Annotated in this window: 1 protein-coding gene; it reads left to right on the plus strand. The window is 63.2% G+C overall.

Annotation, left to right across the window (positions count from 1 at the left end):
- The coding region (locus RM423_RS25055; protein ID WP_311425746.1) for a winged helix-turn-helix domain-containing protein at window positions 1-310 on the plus strand (310 nt) is incomplete at its 5' end.
- Window positions 311-527 lie beyond the last annotated feature (217 nt).

A 527-nucleotide genomic window follows, 5' to 3' on the forward strand; every position in this document is an offset into this window, starting at 1 on the left:
CCCCATCACACTCGGCGCCCTCAGCATCGACCTCCCCGCCCGCCTCATCCGCCCAGCCAACGGCACAACGGCGCAGCTGATCCACCTCACCCCCACCGAATGGCGAATGCTCGAAGTCCTCCTGACCAAACCCGGCTCACTCGTCACGACCCGCGAACTACTGACCGCCATGCGCGGACACCCAGACCACACCGAACACAGTTACCTCCGCATCTACATGCAACAACTACGCCGCAAGCTCGAACCAGACCCCACCCGCCCGCGCTACCTCCTCACCGAACCAGGCATGGGATACCGATATATGCCATAAAGCGTCGCGCCCCGGTCGCGGAAGCGACTTCACCGGTTACGCCAAGTGCCACACCGGGCAATGGCCTTGCCCCCGGGGGACTGTCCTGAAAACGGCACCTCTCTGTGTCAAGCGGCTGGCGACGGAGAGGAAACCGAGTCGTTGGTCATGGTGCGGTAGACGACGTCGGTGAGACGGCGTTTGAGGCAGCGCATGGCTTCTTTGTGGTTTTTCCCGG

This window comes from Jatrophihabitans lederbergiae, from assembly GCF_031845305.1.
GTDB classification, from domain to species: domain Bacteria; phylum Actinomycetota; class Actinomycetes; order Mycobacteriales; family Jatrophihabitantaceae; genus Jatrophihabitans_A; species Jatrophihabitans_A lederbergiae.